Genomic DNA, 12,763 nt, shown 5'->3' with positions numbered 1-12,763 from the left:
GCGAGCCTTGAGGCTCAGGAGCGGGTGGCTTCGATCTGCCGCTCATCCTCGGTCGAACAGCTGGTCACCGGATCGTTCGGCCCGCTCCCGCACGTCCAGGCGCCGAACACCACCGGCCCGGGTCCCTGCGGCGACGCTGCTTCAGCGGGCGTCAGCTTGGCGAAGTAGTCCGTGAGCACCTGCGTTGCTTCGGCACAGTCGGTCTTCCCGCGGACGACGACCTTGTTCTTCGCGCCCTGGAACCCGGTGACCTCGCCACACGGCGTACCGGCCAGGACCTGGTCGGCCGTGGGGGTGGGAGCGGGGGAGGGCGGCGGCGCGGCCGCGGGAGCGGGATCGGCACCGCAACCGCTCAGCAGGACGACGGCGAACGCGGCGGGAAGCACGGCGAGGCTCTTCATGGGCCCTTCTTCTCGAGGATGGTTCATTCGACGGGGACGACGGCGGCGAACACGTTTTGTTCGCCCTTGCTGCAACTGGTACCGCCTTGCGCGGCGGGAGCGCCGGAGACGCACAGCCAGCCGTCCACGGTCTCGCTGACCGGTTCGTCCGAGCCCGCGGACTGCCGTCCGGCGATCCTCTGGTGGAACGAACCGACGATCCCGGTCGCGTCCGCGCACGAGACGCCGGGGCCGTTGAGTACCTGCAAGGTCAGCCCGCTCGCCGCGGTCACCGTTCCGCAGGAACCCTGTACCGGTTCAGCGGGTTCAGGTTCGGGGGCGGAAGTCGGGGCGACGGACGGACTCGGCGCGGTTTGCGACGGGATCGGCGGCACCGATACTGGGGAAACGCTCGAAGGGAGTGAGGGCGGCGAGACCGACATCGAGGTGACAGGCGGTGGCGGATCTTCGCCCGAACAGGCGGCGAGCGTTCCGGTGACGGCGCAGGCCGCGAACAGGCGCCGCCACGTTCCCGTGGTGGTCGAGACGGGCAAGGCGATCCTTTCGTCGGCCGGTCGTGGCCGGCTCATTCTGACCCGGCCGGGCCCGATGCCGTGGCATTGAGCCATGTTCGATTCGCGGGAGGCTATCGCGACCCCGCCGCCGCGGTACGCGAGGACCGCCCATCGACTGTCCATTGTGGACTATTAATATGCCGTTCACAGCGCGACAACATCCTGCTGTCGTCGCGAACCGATCGGACGAATCCATGCCGGATCCGTTAACGCGCGGACCCGATCTGCCGAAAACAAAGGTAGCGCTCCGGCGTGTCCCAGTCCCCGTCACGAAACCGTGAGAGTGATGAAGACCGACGAACAGACCGACCCCGCGTCACCCCAGGCCGCCGCACCGGCGAGTGCGGAGCTGCCACCGACGGCGCCGTGCACCGTCGTCTGGTGTAGTGGCCGCCCGTACGTCCTCGAGACCTCCGCCGGCCACAACCGCTGGATGGGCACCGACCACCGAGGCAGGCCCGTGGCGCTGACCAGCGCGGACCTGCAACGCCGCGGCTGGACCCACACCCGGGCCAGCTGACGGGGGAGGACCTGCCGCCGCTGGCTAGGCTGAGCGGGTGAGTACGCCCCCCGAACCGAGCGTGACCAGCGAAGAGCCTTCCCTGCTGCGGCAGGCCCTGAACGTTCCCAACATGCTTTCGATCCTCCGGCTCGCCGGAGTGCCGGTCTTCCTGTGGCTGCTCCTCGGCCCGAAGGAGGACGGCTGGGCACTCGCGCTGCTCGTGTTCAGCGCGCTCACCGACTGGCTCGACGGCAAACTCGCCCGCTGGCTCAACCAGATGTCGCGGCTCGGCCAGCTGCTCGACCCCGCCGCCGACCGGCTCTACATCCTCGCGACCCTCATCGCCTTCCTGATCCGCGACATCATCCCGTGGTGGCTGGTGGTCCCGCTGGTCGTCCGCGAGGCCGTACTGGGCGTCTGTGTGTTGCTGCTCCGGCACCGCGGCTTCGCCCCGCCGGAGGTCACCTACATCGGCAAGGGCGCCACTTTCGTGCTGATGTACGCCTTCCCGTTCCTGCTGCTCACCCAGGGCGGTTCCGACATCGCCGCGATCGCCAGGCCGATCGGCTACGCCTTCACGGCGTGGGGTGCGGTCCTGTACGTCTATTCGGGCGTGCTGTACGTCGTCCAGACCGCACGGGCGCTACGACCGGCCGGACCCGTCGAGTTGCGGGAGGCGCCGGGCGCGTGACCCGGTGGGATGCGAAACTGCGCGCGTCGGTTTCGAGCGAGGGCATCAGAAAGGGGAGCGGCGTTGTCCACTCCAGAAGAACTGCGGTACACCGAGGAACACGAGTGGGTCTCCGTGCGCGATGGAGGGCTCGTGCGTGTGGGCATCACGGAGTACGCCCAGGACCAGCTCGGTGACGTGGTGTTCGTCGAACTGCCCGAGGTCGGCAAGCAGGTCGGTTCGGGCGACGCGTTCGGCGAGGTCGAGTCGACCAAGAGCGTTTCGGAGCTGTTCGCCCCGCTCGACGGCGAGGTGGTCGCGGTCAACGACGCGGTGACCGAGTCGCCCGAGCTGATCAACAGCGACCCCTACGGCGAGGGCTGGCTGATCGAGCTCCGGCTCGACGACGCGAGCTCGGTGGAATCCCTGCTGGAGGCCGAGGCGTACCAGGCTCTGATCAAGGAATAGCCGCAGGCCGCGGCCCTTCGGGAAGAGTAGGGGGAGCCGCGGGCCGGAGATTCGATCAGGCACGGTACGTTTGACCTCCACACGTTCTTGAGTAGTGGCAACACACATGCGTTAGGAGAGCTCAGGTGAGCACGAACGACGGGCCCGGCGTTCCCCCGGAGCAGTCTCCGGAGCGGACTTCTGTCTTCCGGGCCGACTTCCTGGCCGACGTCGAAGGCACTGAGGCTCCTCCGGCTGCCGAGGCCCCCGTCCAGGGTGTGGACGCGCTGCCCGCGGGTTCCGCGCTGCTGGTCGTCAAGCGGGGCCCGAACGCGGGTTCGCGCTTCCTGCTGGACCGCGACACCACCAGCGCGGGACGGCACCCGGACAGCGACATCTTCCTCGACGACGTCACGGTCTCCCGGCGGCACGCCGAGTTCCGCCGTGAGGGTGGCGAGTTCGTCGTCATCGACGTCGGCAGCCTCAACGGCACCTACGTCAACCGCGAGCCGGTCGACCAGGCCGTCCTCGCCGGTGGCGACGAGGTGCAGATCGGCAAGTTCCGTCTGGTCTTCCTGACCGGCCCGGGTCACGGGGGCCAGGGGGCACGGTGACGGCGGCCGGGCGGCCTGATCGGGACGCGTCGCAGCGCGATGGGTTGAGCATCGGAGCCGTGCTGGCACAGCTGCGCGGCGACTTTCCCGATGTCACCATCTCCAAGATCCGGTTCCTCGAGGCGGAGGGTCTGGTCCAGCCGGGCCGGACCCCGTCGGGGTACCGGCAGTTCGCTCCGGCGGACGTGGAGCGGTTGCGGTTCGTCCTGTCCGCCCAGCGGGATCACTACCTCCCGCTGAAGGTCATCAAGGAACAGCTGGACGCGGCGGATCAGGGCGCCGCGCCCTCGGCGGCGATGCCGCGGCTGCCGCGGAAACTCGTGTCACTCGACGCCCCCGGGGAGAACGGCGGACTGCCGTCCCCGGGGGACTTCGAGACCGACCGCGAGATCAGGCTGACCGAGGAAGATCTGCTCCGCCAGGCCGGCATCGACGCCGCCACCCTGGCTGAGCTGCGGCAATACGGTCTCGTCCGCCCCGGCGCGGCGGGGTTCTTCGACCCGGACGCGGTGCTCGTGGCGAAGACCGTGAAGGCGATGACCGAATTCGGTATAGAGCCGAGACATCTGCGTGCCTTCCGGGCCGCGGCCGACCGCGAGGTCGGCCTGCTGGAGCAGATCGTGACCCCGGTGTATCGGCATCGTGACGAGGACGCCCAGGCGAGGGGTGACGAGGTCGTCCGGGAGCTGGCCGCCTTGACCGTGGCGTTGCACACGCTCTTGGTGAAGGCCGGAATACGGGCTGTCACGGGCGGTTGAACGGCTTCGGGGGCCGGGAGCGGTAGTGCGGCCACTTGTCAATGCCTGAATGTTCGGCACCCTATGCCGTACCGTGAGAGTTGGGTTTGCCACGGGCGAACCGAGAATGTCGGAGACAGCGAGCACAGCGCTCGGAAGACGGGTAGCGTCGGGACTGCCGTCGCTTGGTCGTCGAGACAAGCGTTGCAGCCCGTGCGCACGAGAGGGAGGCGAAGCCCGATGAGCGAGATGCGCGTCGTCGGCGTGCGGGTGGAGCTACCCGCGAATCAGCCGATCTTGTTGCTGCGGGAAACCGAAGGCGAGCGTTACCTGCCGATCTGGATCGGCTCGGTCGAGGCCACCGCCATCGCCTTGGAGCAGCAGGGAGTCCGCCCGGCCCGTCCGCTCACCCATGACCTGCTGAAGGAGGTCATCGGAGCGTTGGGCCGTGAGCTGGAACAGGTCGTCATCACCGATCTGAAGGAAGGCACGTTCTTCGCGGAACTGGTCTTCGACGGGGACATCCGGGTTTCGGCGCGACCGAGCGATTCGGTGGCGCTGGCGCTGCGGGTGGGAGTGCCCATCCACGCCGTGGACGCGGTGCTGGAGGAAGCGGGCCTCATCATCCCCGACGAGCAGGAGGACGAGGTCGAGAAGTTCCGCGAGTTCCTCGACTCGGTCTCGCCGGAGGACTTCCGCGGCGCCGACACCTGATCGCATCCTGGGATTTCGCACGAAGGGGCGGCGCCCGCACCACATCCGAGGGTGAAGTCGGGGGTGAAGGGGTAGACGCCCAGCAGCCGGTACTTCNGAACTTTCTCGGCGCCGCCCCTTCGTCGTGCGTGCGTTTAGTCCTCTGAATGCGTGCGCGACGGCCGGCCGCGCCTCAAGTACGTGAAGGCCGAGTTTCCTCGGCTGAGTCGAGAAAACTCGGCCTTCACGCGCGGTTGCTGTGACTGTTGGTGCGCCTGGGGCCGACGTCCGGTCACGGACTTTCCCGATCGGGGCGAGCCGACCTCAGGCGGACCGAAAGATGCCCTTCGCCTCGCACTCGCGACTCGCGCGACCCGGTCAGGCAGCGGTCGCCTTGACGAACAGGTCCGCCAGTTCCCGCCCGTACCGCTCCAGGTCCAGTTTCGGATCCGCCGCGAACTTCGCCGCGACACCGTCGATGGCCTGCGCGATCGACAGCGCCATCACGTCCGGCGCGAACTCGCCGAAAGCGCCTTCCTGCTGCCCCTGCCGGAGCTGACGTTCGAGCCTGCCGGTCCGGAACTCCTCGACCAGCGGTGCCGACATGAACCAGCCCTCGGCGTCCGAGCCGCTCGAGCCCATCTCGACCATGACCCGCACCAGTTCCGGGTACGAGCCCAGGAACGCGATCTCCGACTCGATGTAGCCGCGCAGCAGCCCGGCCCGGTCGGTCGTGCCCTGGATTCGCTCCTCGAGGAACTTGTCCTTCATCCCGGTCGCGGTGGTGACCACGGCCTGCATCAGGCCTGCCTTGTTGGTGAAGTGGTACGAGATGATCCGGGTGCTGGACAGCCCGGCTCGCTCCTTGATCTTCGCGAACGACGTCTTGTGGTAGCCGAGGTCGGAGATCGTCGCGATCGTGGCTCCGATGATCTGGGCCCGCCTGGCCGCCTCGGTGACCGACAGCCCCAGCTCCGCCTGGACCTCTTGCATGGCGCTCCGAGTGGAGGGATTTACTTGCATGAGTAAAAAATAACACGACTGAGTAAAAGTGGCAAGCGTGCGGCCGAACGGGGGACGGTCGCCCGGCAAGCCTCAAGAAGAGCTTGAGGTGGACCGCGCGTCGCGTTGACCGCTTTGCCGGACGCGCTTACCGTCAATGAAGGTGAATCGCCAAGGTGTGATTCGGATGTCTGGGGCATTCGTCTTGACGGTTCACTCCGGTGCGGACTCACGTGGGTCCGCGCGGCTTTGTTCGCCGGCCGCCAGGTCGGGCGAGGGGAGGCATGGCGTGGTCGAGGCTGGTAGCCCTCAAGAGCCGCTCGTTCCGGTCGCTGACGGCGAGCAGGGCGAGCTGTTCCCCGACTCTTCCCTTCCGGACGAACTCGTCGGCTACCGCGGGCCCGCCGCCTGCCAGATCGCCGGGATCACCTACCGGCAGCTCGACTACTGGGCCCGCACGAAGCTGGTCGCGCCGAGCATCCGCACGGCGCACGGCTCCGGTTCGCAGCGGCTCTACTCGTTCAAGGACATCCTCGTCCTGAAGGTCGTCAAGCGCCTGCTGGACACCGGTGTCTCCCTGCAGAACATCCGCGTCGCCGTCGACCACCTGCGTCTGCGCGGCGTCCGTGACCTCGCCAAGGTCACCCTGTTCTCCGACGGCACCACCGTCTACGAGTGCACCTCGCCCGAAGAGATCGTCGATTTACTCCAGGGCGGGCAAGGTGTCTTCGGGATCGCGGTCAGCGGCGCGATGCAGGAGATCAGCGGCACCATCCACGAGTTCCCGGCCGAGCGAGCCGACGGCGGCGTGATCGAAACGGTCAGGCCGGACGAGCTCACGCAGCGCCGTAACGCACGTCGCACCGGCTGATCATGAAGCCGCGCGGGCGGCAGGGTAGGCTCACTTCCGCGGTCGACGAATCCGCGCGGGAGAGACCGAGCCGATAACCGTTGAGCTCGGCGCCGAAGGAGCAAGTCCTCCCCGGAACCTCTCAGGCACCCTGGACCGCGCGGAAGAGACGCCTCTGGAAAGTGGTTCGCCAGGTCACAGCCTGGCGGCCCCGCCGACGGTGCAAGCCCGGCTCAACACTCGGGCGAAACTCTCAGGCGCCCCCTCGGGGGTACGGACAGAGTGGGGAGGGCCAGGACAATCGTCCCGGCCCCACCCCCGCGTCTTGGGAGGTCCCCGATGGAGCCCGTTTCACTGGCCGCTCTCGAATCCGGGACCCCCTTCGCGGACCGGCACATCGGTCCCGGCGCCGAGGAGCTCGCGCGCATCCTCGCCGTCGTCGGCGTCGCTTCCCTGGACGAGCTCGCCGAGCGGGCCGTCCCCGCGTCGCTGCGGGAGTCCGCGACACCGCCGGATCTGCCGCCGCCCGCCACCGAGACCGGCGCGCTCGCCGAACTCCGCGCGCTGGCCGCGCGCGACCGGCCGATGGTCCAGATGATCGGCCTCGGCTACCACGACACCGTGACCCCGCCGGTGATCCGCCGGAACGTGCTGGAGAGCCCGGCCTGGTATACCGCGTACACGCCGTATCAGCCGGAGATCTCGCAAGGTCGCCTCGAAGCGCTGCTGAACTTCCAGACCATGGTGTCCGACCTGACCGGCCTGCCGATCGCCAACGCCTCCATGCTGGACGAGGCGACCGCCGCGGCGGAAGCGATGACGCTGGTTCGCCGGGCAGGGAAGGCGAAGTCGAACCGGTTCGTGGTCGACGAGGACACCCTTCCGCAGACGATCGAGGTCCTGCGCACCCGAGCCGAACCGCTCGGCATCGAGCTGGTGACCGCGGATCTGTCCCAGGGCATCACCGGACTGGGCCTGGGCGGCGACTTCTTCGGCGTGCTGCTGTCGTACCCGGGCGCGTCGGGAGTCGTCCGCGAATGGGACCACACGATCAGCGAGGCCAAGGCACTGGGCGTGGCGGTGGTGATGGCCGCGGATCCGCTGGCGCTGACCCTGCTGCGGTCGCCCGGTGAGCTCGGCGCCGATGTCGCGATCGGATCCACGCAGCGGTTCGGGGTCCCGATGGGCTTCGGCGGGCCGCACGCGGCGTACCTCGCGGTCCGGCAGGGTCTCGAACGGCAGCTGCCCGGCCGTCTGGTCGGGGTGTCGAAGGACGCAGACGGCGCTCCGGCGTACCGGCTCGCGCTCCAGACCCGTGAGCAGCACATCCGCCGCGAGAAGGCGACGAGCAACATCTGCACCGCCCAGGTGCTGCTGGCGGTGATCGCGTCGATGTACGCGGTGTACCACGGTCCCGAAGGCCTGCGCGCCATCGCGAACCGCGCGCACCGGATGGCCACCGTGCTCGCGGCAGGACTCGCCGAGAGCGGTGTCGACGTCGTGCACTGCGAGTTCTTCGACACCGTGATGGTCGCCGTCCCCGGCCGCGCGACCGGGGTCGTCGGCACCGCCCGGGAACTCGGGGTCAACCTGCGGCTCGTCGACGCGGACCACGTCGCCGTCGCCTGCGACGAGACGACGACCCGTGAGCACCTTTCCCTGGTGTGGAAGGCGTTCGGGGTCGCGGTGTCCGATGTGGACTCGCTCGACGCGGACACCGCGGACGGTTTCCCGCCGGATCTGCGCCGCACCAGCGACTATCTGACGCATCCCGTCTTCCACGCACACCGCTCGGAGACGGCGCTGCTCCGGTACCTGAGGTCGTTGTCCGACAAGGACGTCGCGCTCGACCGGAGCATGATCCCGCTCGGCTCCTGCACGATGAAACTCAACGCCACGGCCGAAATGGAGCCGATCACCTGGCCGGAGTTCGCCGGCCTGCACCCGTTCGCGCCCGCCGAGGACGCGGCCGGGCTGCTCACCGTCGTGAAGGATCTGGAGCGGTGGCTCGCCGGCATCACCGGCTACGACGCGGTCTCACTGCAACCGAACGCCGGCAGCCAGGGCGAGTTCGCCGGATTGCTGGCGATTCGCGCCTATCACCGCGAGCGCGGGAACGCGGCGCGTGACGTCTGCCTGATCCCGTCCAGCGCGCACGGGACGAACGCCGCCAGCGCGGTCATGGCGGGGATGCGCGTGGTCGTGGTGAAATGCGACGACGAGGGCAACATCGACCTCGGCCACCTCAGGTCGACTGTGGACGAGCACGCGGACGACCTCGCCGCGATCATGATCACCTATCCCTCGACGCACGGCGTCTACGAGGGCACCGTCCGTGAGGTCTGCGCGCTGGTGCACAACGCGGGCGGTCAGGTGTACGTCGACGGGGCGAACCTGAACGCGCTGATCGGGGTGGCGCAGTACGGGAAGTTCGGCGCCGACGTCTCCCATCTGAACCTGCACAAGACCTTCTGCATCCCGCACGGCGGCGGCGGGCCGGGCATCGGGCCGATCGGCGTACGCGCGCACCTGGCGCCGTACCTGCCGAACCACCCACTGCAACCGGACGCCGGCCCGGCCACCGGCGTGGGCCCGATCAGCGCCGCGCCGTGGGGGAGCGCGTCGATCCTGCCGATCTCCTGGGCCTACGTCAGGATGATGGGCGCCGACGGCCTGCGGAGGGCGACGCTGACCGCGGTCGCGAACGCCAACTACGTCGCGAAACGTCTCGCCGCGCATTATCCGGTGCTGTACTCCGGGCACGAGGGACTCGTGGCGCACGAGTGCATCCTCGACCTCCGCGCGATCACCAAACGCACCGGCGTCACGGTCGACGACGTCGCCAAACGGCTGGCCGACTATGGCCTCCACGCGCCGACGATGTCCTTCCCGGTCGCGGGGACACTCATGGTCGAGCCCACCGAGAGCGAGGATCTCGGCGAACTCGACCGGTTCTGCGACGCGATGATCGCGATCCGCGCCGAGATCGAGAAGGTCGCCGCTGGGGAGTGGCCGGTGGCCGAAAGCCCGCTGCGCAACGCCCCGCACACCGCGCGCTGCCTCGCTGGGGAGTGGGATCGCCCGTACAGCAGGGAGATCGCGGTCTTCCCGGCCGGGTTCACCGCGTCGAAGATCTGGCCCCCGGTGCGGCGGATCGACGGGGCCGCGGGGGACCGCAACCTCGTCTGCTCCTGCCCGCCACCGGAGGCCTTCGCCTGAACCCGCCCCGGCCGAAGGCCCCGCTATCGCGGTGGCAGGGCGCCTTGTTCGCCGTCGTGGCGTGGAGGACCGGGCAGCGCCCTGCCGACGTCGATCGCGGTCGCGGGTTCACTGGCATACGCTGCAGCTCAGCCGGGCATCTTGTCGAGAAAACCCAGCACCTGCTTGATCCGCCCGTCCTCGACGGTGATGACGTCGAAACCGATCGCCAGCGGCTCTTCCGCGTCCGCCGGGCCGAGGTGCCACTGGAACCGCGCGATGTCGTGATGCGCGTCGGGCGCCGACGGCAGGCTGAACTCCAGGCCCGCGAACTGGGCTTGCGCGCCGGCGATGAAGCCGTCGACACCGTCGTGGCCGGTGACCGCGCCGAGCGGGTCGGTGTAGGCGGCGTCCTCGGTGAACACTTCGGCGATGAGCGCGCGGCGCTTGTCCGCGTCGGTCTCGTTCCACACGGCGATGTACTGCTCGGCGACGCGCTGGATGTCCGACATGGTGTCTCCTCGTTCTGTTGTGGGGTAACCGATGTCGCAACTCTGTCGGCTGAAGGTGGGGCCCGTCGATTACGCGGGAGGTAATGGCGGCTCCGCGCGCGTGGCCGTAGGTTCGTGATCGTGACGACCACAGTGACCGCGAGCCGTGCGGGCCGCCCCGTCGGCGAACTTCTCCGCGAATGGCGCGACCGCCGCCGGATCAGCCAGCTGGATCTCGCCATCTCGGCGGACATCTCCACCCGGCACCTGAGCTTCGTGGAGACGGGCCGGTCCAAGCCCAGTCGCGAGATGGTGCTGAGGCTCGGCGAGCACCTGGAGGTGCCCTTGAGGGAACGCAATCAGCTGCTGCTGGCGGCGGGTTACGCGCCCGCGTACGCCGAAAGCGGTCTTGGCGCCCCGGAAATGGCGGCGGTCCGCAAGGCGGTCCGTCAGCTGATGACGAGTCACGAGCCGTATCCGGCCGCCGTCGCCGACCGCTGGTGGAACCTGGTCGATGCCAACGCGAGCATCTCGATCATGACCAGCCTGGTCTCGCCCGCCTTGATGACGCCTCCGGTCAACGTCCTGCGGGTGACACTGCATCCGGAGGGGATGGCGCCGCACGTGCTGAACCTGGGGGAGTGGCGCGCTCATCTGCTCGGCAGGCTGCGGCGGCAGGTGACCCAGACGGCCGACCCGGCGCTGACCGAGCTCCTGGAGGAACTGCTGTCCTATCCGTGCGCGGATCCCGTCCCCGAGGTGGAGGTCCCCGGACCGGGCGACATCTTCGTCCCGTTGAAGCTGCGCCACGAGGACGCAGAACTCACGTTCTTCAGCACGGTCTCCACCTTCGGGACGCCGTTGGACGTCACAGTGGCCGAGCTGGTGATCGAGTCCTTCTTCCCGGCCGACGCGGACACGGCGGAATATCTGCGCGCGTACGTCGCGCGCGGGGTTGAATGATGCGGGACAAGAAGTCCTGCCACAGACTCCAGTGAGGATCCCTCTTCCATGGCCGTGCCTTCCGTCGTCCTGAACAACGAGGTAGCCATCCCCCAACTCGGTTTCGGCGTCTGGCAGGTACCCGCGGGCGACACGGCCAAGGTCGTCCGGACCGCCATCGAGGCCGGGTACCGCAGCATCGACACCGCCGCGTCGTACCGGAACGAAGCCGGTGTCGGCGAGGCGATCCGCTCGGCGGGTGTGCCCCGCGAAGAGCTGTTCATCACCACGAAGCTGCCGAATCCGGGCCACGGCTACGACGAGGCGCTCCGCGCGTTCGACGCGAGCCTCGCGGAACTCGGCCTGGACCGCGTGGACCTGTACCTGATCCACTGGCCGACGCCTGCCCGCGGGAAGTACGTCGAAACCTGGCGGGCGCTGGAAAAGCTCTACGCGGACGGCCGGGCGCGCGCCATCGGGGTGTCGAACTTCCACGTCCCGCATCTGCGGCGGCTGTTCGACGAAACCGGGATCGTGCCCGCGGTCAACCAGGTCGAGGTGCACCCGCGGCTCCAGCAGAAGGCGCTGCGGGAATTCCATGCCGAGCACGGCATCGTCACCGAGGCCTGGAGCCCGCTCGCGCAGGGATCGCTGCTCTCGGACCCGACACTGACCGCCCTCGCCGCCAAATACGGGAAGAGCCCCGCGCAACTGGTGCTGCGCTGGCATCTGCAGCTCGGCACGGTCGCCATCCCGAAATCCGTGACCCCGTCCCGGATTCGCGAGAACTTCGACGTCTTCGACTTCGAACTGGCCGAGGACGATCTCGCGGCTCTCGCCGAGTTCGACGACGGGACGCGCACCGGCCCGGACCCGGATACCTTCGGCTCGTGAGTGGTAAGGACGGTTCTAGCCGTCCTTACCACTCACGAGGTACGGGAAAGGCGGCTCAGGTGGCCTTGATACCCGCGGCGGCGAAGTCGGCCTGCTGGGCGGGTTGCTGCAGGTACTGCCGGAACGTCTGCGAGGCGCGCATCTGGACCTCGTCGATGCTCTTGCCGGCGAGCCCGACGAGCGGGTAGTCGGCCGAACGCGCCGTCGCGACAGACTGGGCGGGTGAACCGACCAGTTCGGGCTTGGCTGTGTTCAGTTCGGTCACCCAGTAGGTGGACTCTGGGATCCAGGCTGCGGGGAGGCCGCCGATCGAGTCCAGGTTCGTCCGGCCGACGAGGCCGTCGAGCACGGAAGCGGAGGACAGCGCGTCGACCTGGATGACCACGCAGTGGTCGCGGACCACGGTCGCGGCGTTGTTCCACCGCTCGGCCGCCGCTCGCACGGGCTTTTCGATGCTGGGGGTGACGATGATCCGCATCGGGGTGTCGCCGGCGCTGCACGCCTTGGCCTGGGCTTCGGCGCGGGTGTTGAGCTCACCGTCGGCCCAGTTCCAGCCGAAGACGCCGATCGCGACCAGGACCACGAGGACCAGGCAAGCGATCGGCCACTTGGCGATCCGGCGCCGCGGGGCCTTCTTCCCGACGATCCGGTGTGAACCGGTCGCCTCACCGCGACCCTGAGGCCGCTTCGGCGGGTCGAGGGGATGCGGCACCGGCTCCTCGGCCACGCTGTGTCGCCCCATCGTTGTCCTTTCGAAACGTGCGCGCT

At 68.8% G+C, this 12,763-nt stretch carries 15 protein-coding genes and 1 riboswitch; of the genes, 11 read left to right on the top strand and 4 right to left on the bottom strand.

Annotated features, from left to right (window positions below; genetic code table 11):
- Positions 1 to 14: 14 nt before the first annotated feature.
- Positions 15 to 401 (bottom strand): hypothetical protein, encoded by a 387-nt coding sequence (locus tag LCL61_RS26140; protein ID WP_340682161.1) that lies wholly within the window; start codon positions 399 to 401, stop codon positions 15 to 17.
- Positions 402 to 467: 66 nt separating this feature from the next.
- Here LCL61_RS26140 and LCL61_RS26135 point away from each other — a divergent pair, with 66 nt between their 5' ends.
- The 7 genes from LCL61_RS26135 (at position 468) to LCL61_RS26105 (ending at position 4,639) form a co-directional block, all read left to right on the top strand.
- Positions 468 to 1,004 (top strand): hypothetical protein, encoded by a 537-nt coding sequence (locus tag LCL61_RS26135; protein ID WP_340682160.1) that lies wholly within the window; start codon positions 468 to 470, stop codon positions 1,002 to 1,004.
- A gap of 237 nt (positions 1,005 to 1,241) precedes the next feature.
- Positions 1,242 to 1,475: a hypothetical protein gene (locus LCL61_RS26130; RefSeq protein WP_340682159.1), complete on the top strand. Its 234-nt coding sequence runs from the start codon at positions 1,242 to 1,244 to the stop codon at positions 1,473 to 1,475.
- 37 nt (positions 1,476 to 1,512) lie between these two features.
- Entirely contained in the window at positions 1,513 to 2,148 is a 636-nt protein-coding gene (locus LCL61_RS26125) for a CDP-alcohol phosphatidyltransferase family protein (RefSeq protein WP_425341935.1), read from the top strand.
- A gap of 63 nt (positions 2,149 to 2,211) precedes the next feature.
- A complete protein-coding gene (gcvH, locus tag LCL61_RS26120) occupies positions 2,212 to 2,595 on the top strand; it encodes a glycine cleavage system protein GcvH (RefSeq protein WP_005150021.1) in 384 nt (127 codons plus the stop codon).
- Between the two features lie 125 nt (positions 2,596 to 2,720).
- Positions 2,721 to 3,188, top strand: a complete 468-nt coding sequence (gene garA, locus LCL61_RS26115) for a glycogen accumulation regulator GarA (RefSeq protein WP_005150023.1) — start codon at positions 2,721 to 2,723, stop codon at positions 3,186 to 3,188.
- Positions 3,185 to 3,946, top strand: coding sequence for a MerR family transcriptional regulator (locus LCL61_RS26110; RefSeq protein WP_340682158.1), 762 nt, complete (start codon positions 3,185 to 3,187; stop codon positions 3,944 to 3,946). Before garA ends, LCL61_RS26110 begins: the two co-directional genes overlap by 4 nt.
- A gap of 219 nt (positions 3,947 to 4,165) precedes the next feature.
- The gene (locus LCL61_RS26105; protein ID WP_005150031.1) at positions 4,166 to 4,639 is read left to right on the top strand and encodes a bifunctional nuclease family protein; all 474 of its coding nucleotides are present in this window, start codon (positions 4,166 to 4,168) and stop codon (positions 4,637 to 4,639) included.
- A 357-nt stretch (positions 4,640 to 4,996) separates the two neighbouring features.
- Here LCL61_RS26105 and LCL61_RS26100 read toward each other — a convergent pair whose 3' ends face one another.
- Positions 4,997 to 5,611, bottom strand: coding sequence for a TetR/AcrR family transcriptional regulator (locus LCL61_RS26100; RefSeq protein WP_340682157.1), 615 nt, complete (start codon positions 5,609 to 5,611; stop codon positions 4,997 to 4,999).
- Positions 5,612 to 5,909: 298 nt separating this feature from the next.
- Between LCL61_RS26100 and LCL61_RS26095 the strand changes: the two genes are divergently transcribed.
- Both LCL61_RS26095 and gcvP read left to right on the top strand, forming a co-directional pair.
- A complete protein-coding gene (locus tag LCL61_RS26095) occupies positions 5,910 to 6,491 on the top strand; it encodes a MerR family transcriptional regulator (protein WP_340682156.1) in 582 nt (193 codons plus the stop codon).
- A 46-nt stretch (positions 6,492 to 6,537) separates the two neighbouring features.
- A riboswitch (glycine riboswitch) is annotated at positions 6,538 to 6,639 on the top strand.
- A 170-nt stretch (positions 6,640 to 6,809) separates the two neighbouring features.
- Positions 6,810 to 9,689: an aminomethyl-transferring glycine dehydrogenase gene (gene gcvP, locus LCL61_RS26090; protein WP_340682155.1), complete on the top strand. Its 2,880-nt coding sequence runs from the start codon at positions 6,810 to 6,812 to the stop codon at positions 9,687 to 9,689.
- 128 nt (positions 9,690 to 9,817) lie between these two features.
- Here the strand turns inward: gcvP and LCL61_RS26085 are convergent, their stop codons facing one another.
- Positions 9,818 to 10,180: a nuclear transport factor 2 family protein gene (locus LCL61_RS26085; RefSeq protein WP_340682154.1), complete on the bottom strand. Its 363-nt coding sequence runs from the start codon at positions 10,178 to 10,180 to the stop codon at positions 9,818 to 9,820.
- A 114-nt stretch (positions 10,181 to 10,294) separates the two neighbouring features.
- Here LCL61_RS26085 and LCL61_RS26080 point away from each other — a divergent pair, with 114 nt between their 5' ends.
- Both LCL61_RS26080 and LCL61_RS26075 read left to right on the top strand, forming a co-directional pair.
- Entirely contained in the window at positions 10,295 to 11,122 is an 828-nt protein-coding gene (locus LCL61_RS26080; RefSeq protein ID WP_340682153.1) for a helix-turn-helix transcriptional regulator, read from the top strand.
- A gap of 48 nt (positions 11,123 to 11,170) precedes the next feature.
- The gene (locus LCL61_RS26075) at positions 11,171 to 11,995 is read left to right on the top strand and encodes an aldo/keto reductase (RefSeq protein WP_340682152.1); all 825 of its coding nucleotides are present in this window, start codon (positions 11,171 to 11,173) and stop codon (positions 11,993 to 11,995) included.
- A gap of 55 nt (positions 11,996 to 12,050) precedes the next feature.
- Here LCL61_RS26075 and LCL61_RS26070 read toward each other — a convergent pair whose 3' ends face one another.
- Complete coding sequence (locus LCL61_RS26070; protein WP_340682151.1) at positions 12,051 to 12,737, bottom strand: hypothetical protein; 687 nt, start codon at positions 12,735 to 12,737, stop codon at positions 12,051 to 12,053.
- Positions 12,738 to 12,763 lie beyond the last annotated feature (26 nt).

The sequence above is a fragment of the Amycolatopsis coloradensis genome (assembly GCF_037997115.1).
Classification (GTDB): Bacteria; Actinomycetota; Actinomycetes; order Mycobacteriales; family Pseudonocardiaceae; genus Amycolatopsis; species Amycolatopsis coloradensis_A.
This window is presented reverse-complemented; position numbering and strand designations above follow the sequence as displayed.

Bases quoted from the DNA above. Each gene is read 5' to 3' on its own strand.
- LCL61_RS26085 (WP_340682154.1), bottom strand. From the start codon at position 10,180: ATGTCGGACATCCAGCGCGTCGCCGAGCAGTACATCGCCGTGTGGAAC.
- LCL61_RS26105 (WP_005150031.1), top strand. From the start codon at position 4,166: ATGAGCGAGATGCGCGTCGTCGGCGTGCGGGTGGAGCTACCCGCGAAT.
- gcvP (WP_340682155.1), top strand. From the start codon at position 6,810: ATGGAGCCCGTTTCACTGGCCGCTCTCGAATCCGGGACCCCCTTCGCG.
- LCL61_RS26075 (WP_340682152.1), top strand. From the start codon at position 11,171: ATGGCCGTGCCTTCCGTCGTCCTGAACAACGAGGTAGCCATCCCCCAA.
- LCL61_RS26130 (WP_340682159.1), top strand. From the start codon at position 1,242: ATGAAGACCGACGAACAGACCGACCCCGCGTCACCCCAGGCCGCCGCA.
- LCL61_RS26100 (WP_340682157.1), bottom strand. From the start codon at position 5,611: ATGCAAGAGGTCCAGGCGGAGCTGGGGCTGTCGGTCACCGAGGCGGCC.
- LCL61_RS26070 (WP_340682151.1), bottom strand. From the start codon at position 12,737: ATGGGGCGACACAGCGTGGCCGAGGAGCCGGTGCCGCATCCCCTCGAC.
- LCL61_RS26140 (WP_340682161.1), bottom strand. From the start codon at position 401: ATGAAGAGCCTCGCCGTGCTTCCCGCCGCGTTCGCCGTCGTCCTGCTG.